We start from the raw sequence: 18857 nt of genomic DNA, 5'->3' as shown, positions 1-18857 counted from the left end.
CAATCAATCCTTTCCTTGGCTGGGTTTGAAACTGACCTCGACCATCCTGGAAGATTCTGGCCGGGCCCCGATAAAGCTGTCTGCTCCCAGGCGCCCCTGGCGCCCGAGAACAGTGTGAGTAAGGTGCGCGGCACGGGCCGACAGGCGATATCGCACTCGCATGTGGCCACTGACCAGCCGCTGGGTAATGGCTGAAACGGTGTTACTGAACGCGCCACCGGGTAACACGGAAACCAGCGCAGACTGCGATTTCGGGCTGAACACCACATCCAGCCCCTTGTCTGCCATCCAGACCCTGCTGCCAAGCATGGCACTGCCAAGCCTGGCGTGCTGCCCCATCGGCTGCGACGCATCCGGAAGCTGCGACTGATCCTCGTCGGCCAGCGGAGCCCATTCGCCACGCAGGGTGCGAATCTGCACCGACATTCCGGTAATGTCCTCCAGCAACGACCGCAAGGTGCTGGCGGAGCGGGAGCGCCGCGCAAACGCGGCACCGTAATACAGCTGCCAACTTTGTTCACAACCTGTCAGCGCTTTGAGAATACGGGTGAAATCATCTTCGCCGGTGCGCTCCTGCTGCACCGCCGGCTGCGTTTTCTCCCAGCTGCGGTAGAACAGGGAGATCAACCGATGGTTGAACAGATCCAGGAAGTCACGGGTGGCGGGAGACTTCTCTCGAACCTGTTCTAAAACCCTCTCGGTAAAGCACGCCGGCAAGGCACCACGGGCGCCGGTCAGGCCCATTACATCAATCAGCAGATCATGCAGAACTGCCCCGTCGTCGTTACGCCGGCTTGTCATTCGCACGATATCCTGGCCCGCAAAACCCAGGTTCTGGCTGGAACGGAAACGCACCACTTCCTTGTCTGGCCAGCCGTCGTGGCCAACCCGGTGGTACGTCGGATGGCGGTTGATCAGCTGGCGTTCAGCGGCCCAGACAGTACGGAAGAGCGTGGTTGGGGTGCCCATTACAACAACTCCCGCTCACCGGATCTGGCTGGCCACAGGCAATAGTCCCGATGATGACCGCTCAGGCGTATGCGGACACGGGTGAAGGTGTTGATTTGGGCAAACTGCGCGAAAAAACGGTCAAGAATGGCGGAGAACAAATAGATACTGGTACCCGCATAACTTGGCCGTGAAAAGGTGATACAAATTTCGGTGCCCTGGCACACTCCGCTGTGCACACCTTTGCCAATACGGGCAGCAATACGACGGCTGACCACTTTCTCAATACCCTCAATCAGTGCTTCGGTTTCCGGGGTATGGCGGAAATCATGCAGTTTGAGCACAGACTTCAGCCGATCCAGAGCGTCGTTGCCTGTAAAATGCTCAAGATTCAGTTGCTGGATGAACTCCCAGCGTGCCCCATCCGAAAGATCCGGACGGGTGGTTGGGGTAGGCGGAAGCAGCGCTACCGCGTCTTCCACCAGAGGTTCCCCGACCGCTCTGAAACGCGGCTCTCCGCCTCCGAAAGGCAAGCGCTCCGGGATATTGCGGTTGCAGCACCAGGCATTCACCATAAGGATCTCACCTTGCGGCAGGTCCTCGGCGGATCTCGGGTTAAAACGCCGGTCCACCAGAGTCAGGCAGGTTTCAAAACCCGGCTCGTATTGCCCTCCTGCCCAGGTGGTTTCGCGCCGTTCAAGGTGCCAGAACACGTCCAGCCCGGACTGCCAGCGGGGGTGCCCCAAGCCATAAAAGGGCGCCATTTCGCGCACGTTCTCGTTCTCGACCAGACTGGCGGATTCAACGCTGACAACCTCATAGGTATCGGCACCCCGAAAGCGCGAGACCAACCGGTGCTCATGGCTGGAACCATCGTTGGCGACCGGCTCCAGGGATTCGTCGAACAGGTTTACCGCCGGGACACACCAAAGGCGCATATGCTCCGGTACGAAGCTCTTTTCCTGCTCGTTCGAGCTTTCCCCCAGGTACACAAACAGGTCGACCTCGGTGTGTTCCGGCCACTGTCCTTCCAGCCCATCGAGTTCGGCAAACAGGAACTTCTCCTGAAACAGAAAAAACTCCACCAGAAGACGGAATCCATCGAAACTACGCTTGCTGTAGGGCACCAGCGCATCATCCGGTGAAAATCCGACCGGGTTGATGTGTGTTCGGGGATAGAAACGCAACTGTCGGGCATCGTTGGTGGGAGCCACCGCGAAACCGATTCCGGATCGGTGAATCAGGTCATAAAGTTCGTTGCTGAGGTGTGTCTGGCCATGCAGGTAGAATCTTAGCGAGGGCAGGTCTATTTCACTGAACGGCAACGTTGACCGAAGCCGTAGCTTGATCAGGCTTCGCGAGCCCTCTGTGCCCTCCGGCCTGGGAGCATCAAACGGGGCGTTCTCGAAGCTGGCAGACACCACCTCAACCGGGGCCAGGTGCTGATGGGCCGGTGACCGGTACTCGCACGTAGGCAACCCCTCAACCAGGGTTTCGTATCGCTGCTGTTTGTCCAGAGTCGCACAGTGGGTCTGGGACGCTCCGGCACTGAGCTGAAGAATGGTCATGGATGGGATCGGGGCCAGATAATCCGGGTACAGGTTGCCCATCAGGATATTGGTCAACTCCGGGAAGTGCCCGTCGAGGCGCCGCCGGATCTGTGCGGTAAGGAAAGCCACCCCCTCAAGCAATCGCGAAACATGAGGATCCTCGACCGACTCATCACTGACCCGGAGGTTGCCGGCCACCTTGGGGTAGGCCTTGGCAAACTCGGCGCCCTGGCGCCGAAGGTAAGCCAGTTCCCGATTATAATACTGAAGGAGTTCATCACTCATCAGGCGCACTCCTGAAGGGTCATGGACAGATTTACAGGCTCAAGATCCGAGCGGAATGCCACGGCTTCCGGTACCGGGTCGACCAGCAGGATTGCGTCGATGCGCAGGCGCATGGTTCTGTCCAGCGGCGTGTCACTCTCGTCGGAGACCACCGACACTCTGGTCAGCCTGGGTTCAAAGCGCACGATGGTTTCCCTGACTTCGTCACACAGCCACTGCCTGGCTTCCTCGGTACCCAGATCCATTACGGTGAAATCCGGCAACCCGAAGCCGAGCACGGACTGCCGCAGCTCCCGAAGTTCCGGCGGCAGCATCAGCCAGGAGCGGCGGGTATTCAGTAACGCCTCGAGATCACGACGCACCGACTGGCGCATGGTGGCAACCGTTGCCCGGGTACTCGAGTCTGCGGCCAGCCGATCCAGCAGGTTCATCTGGATGCGCTCGTTAGGCATTCGCCGCCACCAGACGCTCGACACGCGATACGCTCTCGAGCCCGACCACATCGTCGCCGACCAGAAACTGCTTCAGCCCCACGCCGGTCACCAGCCCGGCCGAGTGTTCCTGCCAATCGGTTACCCGGCCCAGCTTTTCCTGGTCGGTGGTGCTGGCCTGGTAGATCAGGGGCACAAAAACTTCGCCCTGCTGCCCGGAGGTCAGCTCGACATCCGCCCTGCGCCATGCCAGTTCGACCGGCGAGCCTGGCGGGTGGAAATCGATGGCTTCAATCTCCGACCACCGCCAGAGATAAAACTTACCGTCTGTGCCCAGCGCTTCAATAAATCCGCACAGGCTGTCGTCGCAATCACGGATATCGCCTTCTACATCGCCCAGCCGGAAGCTGGCTTTCTCGCGATGCTCCTCCAGGCTCTGTGCAGCCGCTTCGGCTGCGTCGAGATCGCCTTCGGCCCTGGCAAGCATGAGTGCCAGCAGCGCCTGCAAGTCGTCACCCTCACCGGCAACCACATCCTCCGCCAATTGCCCTTGATGAAACGCCGCTCTCGCCTGCTGTGCCCGCATCAGTTGCCGCAGATTAGCGGCGCCTGCCAACCAGTCCGGATGGTGCCTGGCCAGTGCCCCCAGCATCTCATCGGCACGCTCCAGGTCACCGGCCACGCACAACAGTTCAATCAGCGACGCTCTTGCCTCTGCATCGCCTGGCCTGCTCCGAACCTGCTGCCCTGCATCATTAATCGCCTTGTCCAGACTACCGCTAACAAGATGCTGCTTGATGGCATCCATTCCCGACTCCTCCATTTAAATTGTTCAGGCAGATAGGCTCAGGCACCATCTACCGGTGAAAGTTCAGTAACCAGTCTCAGCCCTGTTACCAGCTGGTCAAGCTGGAAATGCGGCTGCAGATGCATAACCGAATAATATTTTCCCGGCTCGCCTGCCCGCGCACGAACGGTCACTTTTGCGTCGCGGAGCGGGAATCTCGAGATCAGATCCTCAGAACCGCCTTCTGTGGCTGTGGTGTAACCGTGAATCCAGCGTTGCAGAACCGCCTCGCACTCTTCCGGGGTACGGTAACCCCCAATTCGGTCACGCCCCATCACTTTCATATAGTGCGCAAACCGGGACACACAGAGTATGTAGTGCAACATCGATGACAATCTGGCACTGACATCGGCTGCTGTTTTGTCGTACCGCTTGGGCTGCTGCACCGAGGGCACGGAATGAAACGCCAACATCGGCGTATTCGGCAACGGCACCAGCGGCAGAAAACCCTCCTCGGACAACGCCTTTTCCATACGGTCGCTGATCTGCCAGTCCACCGCCTGGCGTGTCGGGTGCAGCTTGCCACTCGGGTTCATACCGGCAATATCCGGCATATTGTCTACAGTGCCATGGGCCACCCGGCCCGGCTTATAACCCCGGATCCTGGAAAACCAGCCAGACTCACAGAAGGCCCGGATCGCCACCGTGCCAAAAGCAAAGCAGGCAGGCCCCCACAGATAATCACGGTCGGTGACTTCCCGCCGCTCCAGAAAGCCAAAGGACTCGGCGCCTTCTCCCAGTTCCCGGTGAGGTGGCCGCATCAGCATACGCGGCACGGCTAACCCGAGAAATCGGGCATCCTCCACTTCCCGAACCGAACGCCAGGGCGCCAGTTCCACCTGGGAAAAATGGCTTTCCAGCTCCCGGACACCGGTCAGTTCCGAATAGTGGTCAACCCCGAAGAAACTGGGGGCCGCATTCAGGATAAGGGGCGCAAACGCGGCTGCCGCAACCTGCGAAAGTTCTTTCAGGGTATCCAGATTGGCGGCACCACCCTGTGTGCGGTGGCTGATAGAATAGGTGCCCAACAGTAACCCGAACGGCTCGCCGCCGGGCGTGCCGAATTCATCCGAGTAGACCTTCGCAAACAGCCGGGACTGGTCGAACTCGATCGCTCGGGCCAGGTCTGCCGAGATAACCTCCCAGGACGCATCCAACACCTTGACCCGCACCTGTTCCTGATGGTCATCCTGGGCAGCCTGATCCACCAGCAATGCAACGCCGCGCCAGTTGGCTTCCAGATCTTTCAGATCGTGATGGTGCAGAATGGCGTTGAGCTGGGCATTAAGCAGCCGGTCGAGGCGCAGAATGTTGTCGCACAACACCGCCCGGATCTGATTCCGCGTCCATTTCGAGCGGCCCGGATACTGGCTCAGAAACAGCATCAGAGCCTGGAGTTCATCGGCCTCGGCAATCAGCCGCTCGGCCAGCCCTCTGTGCAAAGCGCGCACAGGTGGCTGGCCGGCGCTCTGATGCCGGCGGCGGATGTAGTCCTGATCAACAAACGCCAATGCGGAATTCATACCTGCATCCATGGTCTACCGGGCACCCGACAAGCGGGGATTAGTTGCCAACTTCTGGAATCTTGGCAACAAGGCGCAGGGAGGTTGTCAGTTCTTCCATCTGCAACCAGGGGCGCATCCAGGCAATGGCATTGTAGGAACCCGGGCTACCCGGCACTTCACGTACCTGCACTTTGGCATCGGCCAGCGGGAACTTGGCACGGATCTCCTGACCACCGCCCTCAGCGGCGTTCACGTAGCTCAGAATCCAGCGGTTCAGCCAGCTCTCAACGTCTTCGGCTTCCATAAACGAGCCGATCTTGTCACGCGCCATAACCTTCAGGTAATGGGCGAATCTCGAGGTGGCCATCAGGTACGGCAGGCGCGCTGAAATGGCGGCGTTTGCCGTTGCGTCCGGGTTGTCGTAGATGGCGGGTTTCTGGCAGGTCTGGGCACCAAAGAACACCGCGTAGTCCGTATTCTTGTAGTGACACAGCGGCAAAAAGCCCAGCTTGCTCAACTCTGCTTCACGGCGGTCGGTAATGCCGATCTCGGTCGGGCATTTGAGATCCGGGTCTCCATCATCACTGCGGAAGATATGGGCGGGGAGCCCCTCAACCTTGCCGCCGCCCTCAGCACCACGGATAGCGGTACAGAAACCGTATTTGGAGAAGGCGTTAGTCAGACGGCTGCCCAACACGTAAGACGCATTCATCCAGCAGTAGTCATCATGCTTCGGCTTTACCGCCATACCGGTTTCCGAATCCACCTCGAACTCTTCGAAACGGAACTCCTCTACCGGCTTGGTTGCCACTCCATACGGCAACCGGGCCAGCACCCGTGGCATGGTCAGGGTGACAAAACGGGAGTCCTCGCTTTCCCGGAACGAGCGCCATTTGGTGTACTCGATGGATTCAAAGATCTTTTCAAGGTCACGGGGCTTCGAAAGCTCGGTCCACTCGTCAAAACCGAACATGCCGGAGGCACCGGCCGAAATGAACGGACAGAAGCCAGCAGCTGCCACGTTCGACATCAGGGTGAGTGTTTCCACATCATTCGGGTGGCTGCTGAACTCGTAGTCACCGATCAGAGCACCGTAGGGCTCGCCGCCCGGAGTGCCGAATTCAGACTCGTACACCTTCTTGAAAATCTGGCTCTGATCGAACTCAACCGCTTTCGACAGATCCTTGTGAAGCTCGGTCTTGCTGAGGTTCAGCATCCGGATCTTCAGCGTGGCACTGGTCTCGGAGTTCATGATCAGGTGGTGCATACCCCGCCAGGAGCCCTCCAGTTTCTGGAAGTCTTCCTGGTGCATGATTTCCGCCAGCTGGCCGGAGATCATCTGGTCAAGGCGGGCAATGGCCTGGTTGAAGGTAATTGACAGGTTCTTGTTCCAGGTCACCGTGCCTTTCATGGCTTCTTCGGCCAGCGTACGAATCAGTTCTTCTGCACGACTGCTTTCCGTTTGCTTGGTTGCGCCAATGGCTTGATCAAGCAGGCTGGCAGCGCCGGATTCCTGCTCGAGTACGGCACCTTCCATTTGGGTTTCAAGACTCATTCCTTGTCCTCCTCTGCACTGGTCAGTTCTGCGTTCAATGCCTGCAGATCGTCCGAATTGTTCAGTACCCGCTCCAGCAACTCTTCCAGTTCTTCAGAACGATCCACCTTGGTCAGCAAATCCCTCAATTTGTTGCGGGTTTCCATCAAGTTACGAAGCGGCTCCACCTGATTGACAATCGCGGCGGGCTCAAAGTCATCCATCGAATTGAAGGCCAGTTCCACCGACATCTGAGAACCGTCATCCGCCAGTTTGTTGTCCACTTTCAGGCGCAGGCTGGGGCTCATCCGGCGCATAACATCACCGAAGTTATCCCGGTCAATCTGAATAAACCGGCGATCCTTCAGAGGCTTCAGGTCGGTATTGTTGTTACCGGTGAAATCCCCCATCACCCCAACCACAAAAGGCAACTCCTTTTTGACCAGAGCTCCCTCTGTTTCCACATCGTAAGTTATATGCACCCGGGGCTTGCGAACCCGGGACAGTTTGTTGTGGATGCTTTCCATATTACTGTCTCCTTTTGAGCGTCACTGTTGATTTGCCAGTGGTCATTCCTGCTGCTCGGGGGCAGGCACACCGGTTAGTTTGAAGAACCCGTCCCGGGCTCCGTTATCGGATATCAACTCATCCATAAGTTCCGGCAATGACAGCTCACTCCATCGAACTGCCCGTAAAATCGCATAGGAAACCGGTGAATGAGGCTCTGTACTGAGAAAAAATTCCGACAGCTTTCTCAACTGAACCAGGGCATCCTTGCGGCTTTCTATGGCTACTTTTACCGGGTCGACCCGGGCTCCCCGCGCGGCCTGAGCGACTCCGGGAGCCTCCTCCAGCCCGGCGGCTGCGTCCGCCTCATCCGCTTCGCGGGACTGGGCCTGCGCAGCCAGGTAGTCATCAATCCGCTGGCCGGCATGGTGGTTCAGCGTCAGCTGGCAACGCTCCAGAGCCTTGCGGATATTGGAGGTGGGCTGCGGGTCTCCCTCCATGGCCTGATCCATGGTGTCTGACAGCGCGGCAAATGCGGTTTTGCACCGTTCAATTGACAGGCGCATGTCGGCCAGGTGTTCCGTGGGGGTTTCCCGCACAGCCTTTTCAAGAACCTCAAGCGACATGGCGCCGCTCCGGATACGCGCTTCGGCCCGTGCCGAATCCAGCCGTGCGACTTCGGTAGCCTGCTCCGCGTGCCAGGTTGCATAGGATGTAGAGCCGTCGCCATCAAAGAACAGGGGCACCGAAATGATCGGTTTGATCAGCGTACCCTCGCCGTCCAGCCCGTTCAGCCCAACCAAAGGCGCAATGCGGGTTTCCAGGCCCTCTTCGTCCGGCAGCGGGTAGATCTGATCCCAGAAGGTCTCGATCAGAGCCCGGGCCAGATCAAAGCCGTCAGTCAAACCATCGAATCCCCGTTCCCGGCACAAGGCTTCAATCAGCCAGGCCACAAATTCCAGGTCTTTGGAACGGCTTTCAAGTACGCCTGGAATCTCTTCCAGAAGCTGGCGCCACTGGGGTATCTGCGGCGGCTCCTCGTCCGAGAATACCTGGCGCTCCTGCGCCCGGGCCTGGTTTCTGAGATCCTTGAGTGTGAAGTAGGGCGAGGCAGGCGAAGCATCCTCACGGGTATCATCTCCACACGGGGAAGATTCCGAGATATCCGCCAGCAACCGATCCATAGGCAACTGGCTGCTGTACTCCTCACTCATAACGTCTCCGATTGCTTCCATTACTGAACCCATTGCCGCACCGGAAGAGTTGAATCGCTACTGCCCCGGACTTGCCCGGCGGCGGCCTGATCAATCTGTACAATGACCGATGTGATATTGTCACGGCAGCCCTTGACCAGCGCGGCATGCCGCAGGGCCCTGCTGATATCCTCGATCGGCTCATCCGACAGCAACACTTCCAGTTCGCGCAGGGCGAATTCGCGGCTGATGCCATCACTGCACAACAAGAACCGGTCACCGGGCTCAACGTTCCCCTCCACCTGGTCGATCCGGGGTTCCGCCTCGACACCAAGCGCACGGGTAATCACATTCGACAACGGGTGTGTCTCAGCCTCTTCCTCCGACAACAGACCCTGCTCAACCAACTCTGCCACCTGGCTGTGATCTCTGGATAAGCATCGCAACCGGCCGTTTCGCAAAAGGTAGGCACGGCTGTCACCGATCCAGTGCACGCAATAGCGGCCATCGGTAATATTCAGCGCGACCATGGTCGAGCCCAGCGTGGCCCCCGGCAACGTTTCTTCGCCATATTGTCGAATGCGGCGGTTGGCAAGCTCGAAAGCTGCCCGAAGCTGGAGGTTATCCAGACTCCCCCCGTAACGGTGCCACTCCGAACTGACGGTGTCACAGATCAGGGCACTGGCAACTTCACCAGCCTGGTGCCCACCCATGCCGTCGGCCACAACCCAAAGTGCGCCCTCAGGAAAGGCCAGGAAGGCGTCTTCGTTGTGATCCCGAACAGCTCCGATGTCTGTAAACTCTGCGGATGAAAAGCGCATATCAAGCCTGCTCCCCGACAACCGCTGCCTCGAGCCAGCCGTGATTACTCCACTGGCCAACCATCATGGACACAAACTGCCCGATCTTCGGTAGCCCCTCGGTTAGCAGAGTGACCGGCTCCACAAAGGCAGAGCCCTGGGTCCACCAGATAACAGTGCGATTGTCCTTGCGAAGCATGGCCTCCAGCCAATCGGCTTCGCTACTGGCGGTCGACAGCACCAGATTGCCGTCGGCCTTGGGCCAGTGCATACGTGCACGGGTGGGCTCTGGTGCCTGCAAAGCCATCAGTTGCTGACGCCAGGTTTCTTCGCGCCAGTCATCTTCGAGTACCGCCAGAATGCAGTCTTCCATAGCGGACGCCCACTGAGGGTCGCGCCAGCCATCCAGTCCCTGCCCGCCAAACTCCCTGACCACCAGAAACGGAAAGTGCCGGCCTACCCGATCCACAGACGGAATCAACGTGCCCACCAGGCCCGTATCAAGAATGCCGCCCGGTGAGGCAGAGAAATGCCAGATCGGAGATGTCAGGTAAGCGTCCATCCACGCGTCCGCAAGCTGATCCCGGCTGACCGCCAGGGCACCCTGAAACCACTCGAAAAACAGATCGCGCACTTCCGGCCGTATATCCGCAGCCACAAAGTCTCCTCTGGCGGGCACCTTGCCCATATAACCCCACATGACCTTGTCTCCTGATTACAGCCTGGCCGGCAGGGTGAAGTTTTCGATCAGACCTTCTGCGAACGGATGCCGCACTGAGGCAGGCTCGATGCGCAAACGGGCCAGATAGTCACTGAGCATGATTTCCAGGGTAAGGTCACGGCCATCTCCCTGTACGCCATCGTAGGCTTTCAGCATTCTGAACAGCCCCCAGTCACCCGGAAAGTTACGCTGAACCACTGCATCGGTGGTGGAGCCCGGGTTCACGGCAATTCGCACCAGGCCCGGGTTTTCACCGGGCCACTCAAAGTGGTGTTTGCGCGCAGGCCCATGGCGATACACCATTTCAGAACCACCGGCTTCCACGCTGAACTGGGTCACACGGTTATCCAGGTATACCGGCTGCACCGCGTAAGACACCTTCAGATTCTTGGTGCCGTCCTCGAAGAAGGCATTTCGGATTCGGTTGGCTCTCTGGAAAAACCTCAGGCTGTCACGGCGGATATTGAGATCCGTTGACAGTTTCCAGGGGTTGGTGGAGGTATCAACGTGATCGGCCAGATAGCTATTGAAAAAGGTATCAATGGTGCCGCCATGGCCAAAGAACTGGCTGAAATCCGCCAGCCCCACTTCCTCGCTGGCTTCCGGGTCAAGAGGGTAAAGTCCGGCCAGCGCAGATTGAAACTCACGGTAAACCTGATTGCGCCACAAACCATTAATTTTCTGAGTTGCAGAAGATCGCACCAGACCTCGGGATTCGCGCGCAAAGTCAGCCACAATCGAATCCAGGTGATCCGACTGGGTATTACCCACAGTGGCATAGAAGCTGGTTACAGCAGTGTTGAAGTCGCTTCGGGATACAGTCTGGAACCGATTGCTACCACCCGACTGCTCGGCAAAATACCGGGACATGATTCGTGCGCTGTCCTGCAACGATTGGAAAGTTTCTTCCTTGATGTTGTGCAGCACCTTGAACGCATCGTCCACCATGGTGGTCTCTACCGGCTCCTCCCCGGCCAGTGGAAGAATGCGGTTCAGGCGATCCAGCGCACGGCTGTTCCGAGTCACCTCCCGCACTGCCTGGCCTTTGGCCGCATCAGCGGCTTCTGAGGTCTTGTCTGGTGCCACTGCCAGTTGGGTATTGTATTTAACAGCAGACACCAGGCGGTTCAGAGGCGCATCCGGCCCGCTGATCAGGCTGGTCAGATAACGCCCCTGATCCGGGCTCTGGAATGAGCGGATCTTGAGATCCGACATTAACGAATCCCAGGCATGCACATAGTCACGGAAATAATGATCCTCGACCAACGCCTTGATGCGCTCTTCATCGAGGTTGCGGTAAGCCGCCGAATCTTCCCCGTAAACCCAGGAATCTTCCAGAAGATGACTGACGATCTGGTCACGCTCGGGCTCGAACACCCCTTGATAGCCAGCTTTGGTATACAGTGCGGGAATGCCATCGTGCAGGCTCCGGCCAGAACGGCGTTCAAACACTTCTGCCGCGACCGTTCCCAGAACCATGGGTAGCCGGAATTCCGGCAGGCCCGCCGCCTGGGCATCCAGGCGAATGCGCTGATAGGCGCGCTCGGACAAGGGGACAGAGGTCAGCTCATTGCGTGCCACTTCAACCAGCCCCGGGGTAACTCGCAGGGGCTGTTCAAGCGCGAGATAACTCTCGAGGTGCCCCAGCAGAGATTCCCTCTGCGGCCGGTTGATTTCACCGGGAAGCTGGTTCTGTAGCATGAACGAGAGCCACAGCGTTACCTGATCCCTGTCGAAGCGGCTCCGGTCACCCAACATCAGGTAACTTTTCAGTGCTTCATACAGATACTCGGGGTTATCCAGGTGTTGCTGGATATCGGCTTCCAGGGTGTCCTGAAGTGTGGTTGCCAGGCGATACTGCAACACCCGGCCATGCACTCCCAAAGCCGCCTGCTGCAGGGCCTCCAGCTGGAAATAACCAAGAGAGGAAATGCCATGCTGACGGGGCTCCCGGGCCGCACCAGTAAGCTCCGAGGATTCATTAAGCACCGTTTCCATGGCCAGCCAGTCTGCATCTTTTGGCACCCGCTGCAGGGTATCCCTGAGCCCGTCCGCACGGGTTTCAAAACCTGCAATCAGGTCTCTGGCCCGGGCGTAGTCGGTGTACCAGGTCACCGATAGCGCCAGCGTCAGAACCGCCATCGCAGAAAACGCGAACCGGCGAACCAGCATCCGCTGGCGGGCCTTGCCACTGTCGGTAACGGCCAGGCCATGCTCGGAAAAAATGATCCGATCAAAGAGTTTATGCTGGAAAAACCCTCCACTGGGCAGGCTCCGGGTATCGCGGGAGGCTTTGGGGGAGCGCAAGCGGAATTGCTGGTCGACAATGCCGGAGACTTTGTCATAGCCCGCCTGCCCCTGCTCAGACGAAACCAGGTACACCCCCCGGAGCAACGGCACTTCCTCGTACGCGGAAGGGAAGAACACGTCTTTAACCAGATTCCACAGAGGCGTTCGCAACAAAGCCACCTGTTTAGGAAACTCGTAGATTCTGTGCCGGGTAGCGGGAGCCCTTTCCTGCTTCAAGCGGTGCAGCAGGAAGCCGCTGAGACGGTTAAGCAGCTGATCGAATTCCTGCTCGAAGATCTTCGGCAGTTTCTCTGCATCGCGCACGGTGTCGAGGTCAAAGGTGATACCCAGAACCTCTTCACGCTCCTGCTCTGAAAGCATACCGAAGGTATCAACGAAACCCTCCAGCAAGTCGAATTTGGTCAGCATGACATAAACAGGAAACACCACCCCAAGCCGGTTTCGAAGCTCCTGCACCCGTTGCTTGATGGCTCTTGCATGTATCGCCTGCTCCGTCGGCGTCTGCTCCAGCAAATCTGCCACGCTGACCGCGACAATAACGCCATTGATCGGCTGTCGGGAACGATACTTCTTGAGCAGCCCCAGAAACGAGTTCCAGCCCTTGGCATCGCGCTTGTCGCCAGCTTCCTGGGTGGTATAACGCCCGGCAGTATCAATGATTACCGCACGATTGGTGAACCACCAGTCACAATAGCGCGTCCCTCCCAGGCCTTTAACCGGATCAAGACCCATCTCGCTTTTCAGGGGGAATTCCAGGCCGGAGTTAAGCAGGGCTGTCGATTTTCCGGAGCCAGGGGCGCCGACAATCATGTACCAGGGCAACTGATACACCGAACTGAAACGGCCAGACTTCCACTTCTTAACCAGCGCAAGTGCCTTGCGCATGTTACTTCGCTGGGTCTCGAGTTCTTCCTGAAGCAGCTCATCGCCTTCGTCGGTAGCCATCATTTCTTCGACCACCCGCTCGTTATCCCGCCGCTCCTTACGCGACCGCCAGAGCTCCAGTGCCAGATACACGATGATCAGGGTCAGCAGAAACGAGACCCGCGCTATACCCGAAGCCAGCGGTTTCCAGTCAGCGATGGCAAGGAACGGCCCTCCGAACCAGACCAATACGGCAAGTGCAACGAACCCGAATACAACGAATACGGCTCTCAATGTAATCCGGGACAGCATCCGGCGAATCCATGCCATGTATTTACCTCAAGTACTCGTAAGTCCGTTTTCAGGGAATCAGGCTGATTTCGACCCGCCGGTTACGGGCCCGATTCTCAGCAGATGAATTATCGAATCTCGGCTCGGTATCGCCACGGCCCTCCGGCCACAAGCGGCCTTTCAAAGCCGCCGAACCCGCCAATTCGTCTGATACCGACGTCGCCCGCGCCAGAGACAGGTGCCAGTTGGAAGGGTACTGACTGGTCGCTATCGGCTGGCTGTCGGTATGGCCAACCACCATAATGGCGCCTGTGGTCGACTCCAGTGCCCGGGCAATCTTGCTCATCAGGGGGCGAATGTCTTCCCGAAGAAGGGCCGCACCGGAGCCGAACAGGGATTCGTTCCCGATGCTCAGCGTCACCCGGCCATCATCGGTGGTGTCCAACGCCACCAGGCCTTTGTCGATCTCGGTTTGCAACACACGTCGAAGGTAATTGGCCTGGCCGGGATCTGCCGTACCCGAGGCTTTCTGGACTTCCGGCATCGCCAGCGCAGACATGGCGCGGAGTACCGGTTCCGCGTTGGCATCCAGCCGGTGAGAGAAGCCCATGTAGAAGATCATCAACACCATGGCGGCAACCGCTGCCCCCACCCAGACCGGCAACCCCCGGGCAACACCGGGACCCGACAGTATTTTCTGCTCCCAGCTCTTTTCGAAAGGCGTACCCAGGGTGCCACGCGCACTGCTGATTTCGTGATAGAGGCAATCCCGCAAGGTTTCGAGATCTTCCTGGCCCCGGGCCTCAACACGGTACTTGCCTTTGAATCCCAGCGACAAACACAGGTACTGAAGCATCAGAACATCGGTGTGCGCTGTGCGCCGGGCTGCCGCAACCAGATCAAAGAAATAAGCGCCGGACCAGGTCTGGGAGTGAAACTCGGACAACAGAGAGTGCGCCGCCCAGTAGCCGCTCTCGCCCCAGTTGCTGTTGAGTACAATCTCATCAATCAACGCGCAGACGCAGTAAGACGCTGTTTCAACCGTCTCGGAGGTTTGCCCGGCAGCCTTAAGGTTGGCCTGGTACTCTCGCACCAGCTCCACGCATTGCCGGCGCAGCTCAGCCACATCCTCCACCTGCTCGGCATCCGGCAGGCGAACCGCAAGAGACAGCAGTTTCGACGCATTGTCACACACCGGCCCAAGGCGGGTTTCCGGTAGTTTGAAACGGCTGTATCCGGATGCTGCCTGCGGCGCCGAGGCCACAACGGTCTGATCCACTGGCCGGGGTGATGCGGCGGGAGCCGGACCAGCGGCCTGGCGCGCTCCGGGGCGGGGTTTGAGAATGGTGCTATCGTTCATGATGCAATCCCTGCAGTATCACGGGCGGGCTATTGCCGCACCGACCAGAGCTCGAGTTCCAGGCCCGGATAGTTACCGGACACATGAATTGCCAGCCCGCCACTCTGCCGGAGGTGCTGCCAACGCTCACTGCTTCCATCAAGCAGGAAGTAGTGATACCCGGCGTGATAAGGAATCTGCCGGGGCGCCACCGGCAAGGCACTGACGGGTATGCCGGGCAAGTGGTTGTTGACCAGATCCCGGATGTGTTCCACGGCACCAAGCTTGATCTGGGCAGGCAGGCGACGGCGAATATCCTCGGTTGGCAGATCCGCCTTGACCGCCAGCACGAACTGGGATGACTCCAGAACACTGCTGTCGGGCAGCGGCGCAACCCGGATGCCGTACTGGGCGTTTTCCAGCTTCAGGGCAATCGCGGTCTGCTCCAGCACGGTACTGAGAGACTGGCTCAACAGAGCGGCCAGATCACCGAAGGTCTCGGTAAGCTGGTCATGACGATAGCCGGGAAGATCAGGAACCATCTTGTCAGCCCGGGTAAACAACGCCAGCTCTCCGGTCAGGGTAACCGCAAGCTCGTAAAAACGTTCGGGGTGCACCTGCGGCGAGGCTTTCAAGTGCTCGAGCATGGGCTGCCAGCGATTCAGGGTCTGCAGCATCAGCACGTCAAACAGGGTTGAGGACTGCTCTGCGCCCTTTTGCATGCGCACGGCCAGTGCCTTGGCCCGCTGCTTAACCATGCCCAGTATTTCGCGCAGGAACGAGGCGAGCGGGGCAATGGCATCAACGTCGAGGGTTGGAGGAATGAAACCACGGTCAAGTTTGACCTCTTTTTCATTCACAACCTCAACAATTCTGGCGACCGCCAGATAAACGAACCCTGCCAGATCATCGCGGCCCAGCTTGAGCCGGGGGTTGAGGTTGGCCAGCCCCAACAGCTCTTCCTCACCATCGTCTGCCGAGTCGTCCAGCAGGCTGACTTCCTCAAAACGATACCGGGCACCCTGAGTCCCCGCATCTGCGGCAACATTGGTGCCCGCCAGTTTTTCCATGGGCAACACCAGATACACCAGCTCATCACGGGCGTCTTTCGGAACCTCAAGAACCAGCTTTTCGGTCTGGTCAAAGCTGAAGGGCATGCCATCCGGGAAGATACCGGCCACCTTCACCAGTGATACCTGGCTCAGGCCCAGGGCCTGAGCATCCAGTTCGAGGTGGGAAATACCGTAACCGTGAATGGCGGTTCGCGCATGACGATTGCGCGCTGCCTGATACAGGAACCGGTCCTGCTGCTGGAAGTGCTGGGGCCGGAGCAACATACCTTCCGACCAGGCAACTTTGGCTATTCGATCCATGATTTACTGCATCCCTTGTTCATGAACTGGCAAGATGACGTTGCTATCCGAGTCAGCTCTCGTCCCGTGAAATTGAGCGGCTATCAATCCTGATATCACGGTTTTTGTAGTCGCGCGGGTTCGCAACCAGCGTGAGTTTCCACTCGGCGTTGTCGATATCACGGAACGCTCCGATAATGCCCAGGTGGGTGGTATTGTGGTGCAAGCGCATCATCTGATTACGCCCGCGCCCCGGGCGAACAATCAGCTCTGTTGTACCCAGCAGCGTTTCCCCGAGAACCTCCGGAGCATTGTCGTAGAGTTCGAAGAAACCGGCATCTTTGAAGGCCGCAGCGGAATTCAGCTCGTACACCCGCACAACCAGCGGCGAAGAACGGCCACTGTCGTCCGGATTGATATTGCCGTACGCTTTGAAGTTAAGATCGGTGTAGGGGTCAACAATTGCGTTTGCAACCACGCAGCCACCCAACATCAGCACAAGCGTTAACGCTACTACTGCCCGAATCATCTGATCATGCTCCCCCGGATTCGCTGTTGCCGTCGGCAGCCTCTTCATAGGCTTCGATAAAGACATCGCTTCTCAGCATTCGGTCGTTGCTGCCGTATTGTTCTTTCTGCCAGGAACGATGCCGCTGCATTGTTTCAATCGCTTTACGGCGACCGAAAACACCTTTCACTCCAATTGCATCCTTTACTTCCGGCGGATCCGCCAGAATGTCCTGAACCACGGCTTCAACACCCTTGAGCAGCGCCTGCTCATGGGAGAACAGATCGTCGAAGGCGCGATTCACCGAATCTATCGGCCCCAGGTTTGCCCCATGGGGGCGCAGTAACAGGCTGTCTATGGCATCCTGGGGTGTGGCGGAGAATTTCAGAGGATTGTTCTCACTGCGCTGAAACAGCGTCTGCGCAACCCGGAGCTGCTGTTTCTGCCGTGCCCGGACATGCATCAGGTCCAACAGACGATCCAGCAGAACACGGGTAAGCGCGCCGAGCTGACGACCGAATTCCGGCCCGGCATCTTCTACTCGTTCTGCATGCAGCCCAAGCCCTTCAAATATCGCCGATAGCAACTCGGTATCGCTGCCCCTGGCCGCTGCCTGTTCCGGCATAACCGGATCCGCATAAGAGGTTGGATGGCGAGGTTCCTGTCGGTCGGCAGGTGCTACGGGGGCTCCCCAGTTCCATTCTCCGGGGATTTCAGGCTCTGGCAGCGAGACATGACTGTCTTCCATCACCCGCTCGCCGAGCCCGGCGCCAAGAAAATCCCGGAAGTCGTTACCGGACACCCTTGTCGGTGACTCCGGAATGGCTGCCGCTTCAGGCTGAACCGGCTCGCTCATCATCGCCGGGCTCGCCACTGGGGCCAGGCCCGCTGCCGGAAGGTCGGGTGCAGAGTCGGCCACTGAAGCAGATTCGGCCACGGAAGAGGCGGGTGATTCATGGCTTGATCGAACAGTGACCGAAAGCTCGAAGTCCCCCAAGCGCAGAACGTCGCCGTCTGCAAGTTCGGCCATATTGTCGCGCCCAACCGGTGTCTGGCTTCCGTTCAGGAACAAGCCATTGGTTGAGGTATCGGCTACAACGAAACGATTACCATCCAGCCGGAACTCGGCATGGCTGGAGGAGAGAACACGGGAGGGATCCGGCAAGTGCCAGTGGCAATCCGGGGAACGGCCCACCGTTACCACCTGACCGGGCTCGATCAGTTTACGGCCCGACACACTGGGCGAAAGCCTCTGGTAACTGGTGATGTTGAGTTCTAGCAGCATTGCCATACTCTTCCCTGTGCGCCAGGAACCGGGCAATCGACGCCGATCCCACTCTCCTGTTCCCTGGACTCAATGTGTGAAAACCCGAAATTGCCGAGGAAATGCCCCTCTCCGGAGCGTCAGCAATCTCGGGCAAGATACTATGCAAGCAACCCTGAACTGTCAATTTTCGTCAAACGACATTGTCAATATTTAAGACTTCGTCCACAGCGAGGGGTTGACCTGACTAGTCGGATGGCAGAACATTCTGCCCGGTAACACCTACGGACAGCCGATTTTTCAGGGACGCATTGCACATGAGCAAGCCAATTGCTTTTCTCGGGGCCTTCCATCGTTGCCCCGCCTTCAACGGCCCTGTGCCGCACGTTGGAGGCCCTACTCTGGCAGCCTCTCCTAACGTTTTCACCGGTGGCCAACCCGTCGCCAGAATGACTGACAAGCTGGTGTGTGTTGGCCCTCCCGACACCATTGTTCAGGGGTCGGCCACGGTGTTTGCCAACGGACTGCCGGTTGCCCGGGTGGGCGACCTCACCGAACACGGTGGCGAGATCGTTGTCGGCAACCCAACCGTGCTGGTGGGGGGCTGA

16 protein-coding genes are annotated in these 18857 nt (G+C 58.5%); 1 reads left to right on the top strand and 15 read right to left on the bottom strand.

Annotated elements, in window-relative coordinates; genetic code table 11:
• Positions 1–3: 3 nt before the first annotated feature.
• From tssG to tagH, 15 genes are read right to left on the bottom strand one after another with little or no spacing between them, the layout of a single operon-like run.
• Positions 4–969 carry a type VI secretion system baseplate subunit TssG gene (gene tssG / locus C7H09_RS05795; RefSeq protein WP_106761660.1) on the bottom strand — a complete coding sequence of 322 codons (966 nt, stop codon included), beginning with the start codon at positions 967–969 and terminating at the stop codon, positions 4–6.
• Positions 969–2783 carry a type VI secretion system baseplate subunit TssF gene (gene tssF / locus C7H09_RS05790; protein WP_106761659.1) on the bottom strand — a complete coding sequence of 605 codons (1815 nt, stop codon included), beginning with the start codon at positions 2781–2783 and terminating at the stop codon, positions 969–971. The genes tssG and tssF overlap by 1 nt, the downstream gene beginning before the upstream one ends.
• Positions 2783–3235, bottom strand: a complete 453-nt coding sequence (gene tssE / locus C7H09_RS05785; RefSeq protein WP_165794795.1) for a type VI secretion system baseplate subunit TssE — start codon at positions 3233–3235, stop codon at positions 2783–2785. Before tssE ends, tssF begins: the two co-directional genes overlap by 1 nt.
• The gene (locus C7H09_RS05780; RefSeq protein ID WP_165794794.1) at positions 3228–4022 is read right to left on the bottom strand and encodes a type VI secretion system accessory protein TagJ; all 795 of its coding nucleotides are present in this window, start codon (positions 4020–4022) and stop codon (positions 3228–3230) included. The genes tssE and C7H09_RS05780 overlap by 8 nt, the downstream gene beginning before the upstream one ends.
• Before the next feature lie 38 nt (positions 4023–4060).
• Positions 4061–5584, bottom strand: a complete 1524-nt coding sequence (gene tssC, locus C7H09_RS05775) for a type VI secretion system contractile sheath large subunit (RefSeq protein WP_165794793.1) — start codon at positions 5582–5584, stop codon at positions 4061–4063.
• A 40-nt stretch (positions 5585–5624) separates the two neighbouring features.
• Entirely contained in the window at positions 5625–7121 is a 1497-nt protein-coding gene (gene tssC, locus C7H09_RS05770; protein WP_206074277.1) for a type VI secretion system contractile sheath large subunit, read from the bottom strand.
• The gene (gene tssB / locus C7H09_RS05765) at positions 7118–7627 is read right to left on the bottom strand and encodes a type VI secretion system contractile sheath small subunit (RefSeq protein WP_106761655.1); all 510 of its coding nucleotides are present in this window, start codon (positions 7625–7627) and stop codon (positions 7118–7120) included. Before tssB ends, tssC (C7H09_RS05770) begins: the two co-directional genes overlap by 4 nt.
• A gap of 42 nt (positions 7628–7669) precedes the next feature.
• The gene (tssA, locus tag C7H09_RS05760; protein ID WP_165794792.1) at positions 7670–8821 is read right to left on the bottom strand and encodes a type VI secretion system protein TssA; all 1152 of its coding nucleotides are present in this window, start codon (positions 8819–8821) and stop codon (positions 7670–7672) included.
• Positions 8822–8841: 20 nt separating this feature from the next.
• Positions 8842–9621, bottom strand: a complete 780-nt coding sequence (locus C7H09_RS05755) for a PP2C family protein-serine/threonine phosphatase (protein WP_106761653.1) — start codon at positions 9619–9621, stop codon at positions 8842–8844.
• Between the two features lies 1 nt (position 9622).
• Positions 9623–10300 (bottom strand): type VI secretion system-associated protein TagF, encoded by a 678-nt coding sequence (tagF, locus tag C7H09_RS05750; RefSeq protein WP_106761652.1) that lies wholly within the window; start codon positions 10298–10300, stop codon positions 9623–9625.
• 15 nt (positions 10301–10315) lie between these two features.
• The gene (tssM, locus tag C7H09_RS05745; RefSeq protein ID WP_106761651.1) at positions 10316–13825 is read right to left on the bottom strand and encodes a type VI secretion system membrane subunit TssM; all 3510 of its coding nucleotides are present in this window, start codon (positions 13823–13825) and stop codon (positions 10316–10318) included.
• A gap of 31 nt (positions 13826–13856) precedes the next feature.
• A complete protein-coding gene (gene tssL / locus C7H09_RS05740) occupies positions 13857–15146 on the bottom strand; it encodes a type VI secretion system protein TssL, long form (RefSeq protein ID WP_106761650.1) in 1290 nt (429 codons plus the stop codon).
• Positions 15147–15175: 29 nt separating this feature from the next.
• Positions 15176–16498 carry a type VI secretion system baseplate subunit TssK gene (gene tssK / locus C7H09_RS05735; RefSeq protein WP_106761649.1) on the bottom strand — a complete coding sequence of 441 codons (1323 nt, stop codon included), beginning with the start codon at positions 16496–16498 and terminating at the stop codon, positions 15176–15178.
• Positions 16499–16550: 52 nt separating this feature from the next.
• Positions 16551–17006 (bottom strand): type VI secretion system lipoprotein TssJ, encoded by a 456-nt coding sequence (gene tssJ / locus C7H09_RS05730; RefSeq protein WP_165794791.1) that lies wholly within the window; start codon positions 17004–17006, stop codon positions 16551–16553.
• Positions 17007–17010: 4 nt separating this feature from the next.
• Positions 17011–18276, bottom strand: a complete 1266-nt coding sequence (tagH, locus tag C7H09_RS05725) for a type VI secretion system-associated FHA domain protein TagH (RefSeq protein ID WP_106761647.1) — start codon at positions 18274–18276, stop codon at positions 17011–17013.
• 290 nt (positions 18277–18566) lie between these two features.
• Between tagH and C7H09_RS05720 the strand changes: the two genes are divergently transcribed.
• Complete coding sequence (locus C7H09_RS05720) at positions 18567–18857, top strand: PAAR domain-containing protein (RefSeq protein ID WP_106761646.1); 291 nt, start codon at positions 18567–18569, stop codon at positions 18855–18857.

Origin of the sequence: Marinobacter fuscus, from assembly GCF_003007675.1 — a bacterium.
Taxonomy (GTDB): Bacteria; Pseudomonadota; Gammaproteobacteria; order Pseudomonadales; family Oleiphilaceae; genus Marinobacter; species Marinobacter fuscus.
This window is presented reverse-complemented; position numbering and strand designations above follow the sequence as displayed.

Excerpts from the sequence above, each read along its gene's own strand:
- tagH (WP_106761647.1), bottom strand. The coding sequence starts at position 18,276 with ATGGCAATGCTGCTAGAACTCAACATCACCAGTTACCAGAGGCTTTCG.
- tssF (WP_106761659.1), bottom strand. The coding sequence starts at position 2,783 with ATGAGTGATGAACTCCTTCAGTATTATAATCGGGAACTGGCTTACCTT.
- tagF (WP_106761652.1), bottom strand. The coding sequence starts at position 10,300 with ATGTGGGGTTATATGGGCAAGGTGCCCGCCAGAGGAGACTTTGTGGCT.
- tssA (WP_165794792.1), bottom strand. The coding sequence starts at position 8,821 with ATGAGTGAGGAGTACAGCAGCCAGTTGCCTATGGATCGGTTGCTGGCG.
- tssJ (WP_165794791.1), bottom strand. The coding sequence starts at position 17,006 with ATGATTCGGGCAGTAGTAGCGTTAACGCTTGTGCTGATGTTGGGTGGC.
- tssL (WP_106761650.1), bottom strand. The coding sequence starts at position 15,146 with ATGAACGATAGCACCATTCTCAAACCCCGCCCCGGAGCGCGCCAGGCC.
- C7H09_RS05755 (WP_106761653.1), bottom strand. The coding sequence starts at position 9,621 with ATGCGCTTTTCATCCGCAGAGTTTACAGACATCGGAGCTGTTCGGGAT.
- C7H09_RS05780 (WP_165794794.1), bottom strand. The coding sequence starts at position 4,022 with ATGGATGCCATCAAGCAGCATCTTGTTAGCGGTAGTCTGGACAAGGCG.
- tssG (WP_106761660.1), bottom strand. The coding sequence starts at position 969 with ATGGGCACCCCAACCACGCTCTTCCGTACTGTCTGGGCCGCTGAACGC.
- tssM (WP_106761651.1), bottom strand. The coding sequence starts at position 13,825 with ATGGCATGGATTCGCCGGATGCTGTCCCGGATTACATTGAGAGCCGTA.
- tssE (WP_165794795.1), bottom strand. The coding sequence starts at position 3,235 with ATGCCTAACGAGCGCATCCAGATGAACCTGCTGGATCGGCTGGCCGCA.
- C7H09_RS05720 (WP_106761646.1), top strand. The coding sequence starts at position 18,567 with ATGAGCAAGCCAATTGCTTTTCTCGGGGCCTTCCATCGTTGCCCCGCC.
- tssB (WP_106761655.1), bottom strand. The coding sequence starts at position 7,627 with ATGGAAAGCATCCACAACAAACTGTCCCGGGTTCGCAAGCCCCGGGTG.
- tssC (WP_165794793.1), bottom strand. The coding sequence starts at position 5,584 with ATGAATTCCGCATTGGCGTTTGTTGATCAGGACTACATCCGCCGCCGG.
- tssC (WP_206074277.1), bottom strand. The coding sequence starts at position 7,121 with ATGAGTCTTGAAACCCAAATGGAAGGTGCCGTACTCGAGCAGGAATCC.
- tssK (WP_106761649.1), bottom strand. The coding sequence starts at position 16,498 with ATGGATCGAATAGCCAAAGTTGCCTGGTCGGAAGGTATGTTGCTCCGG.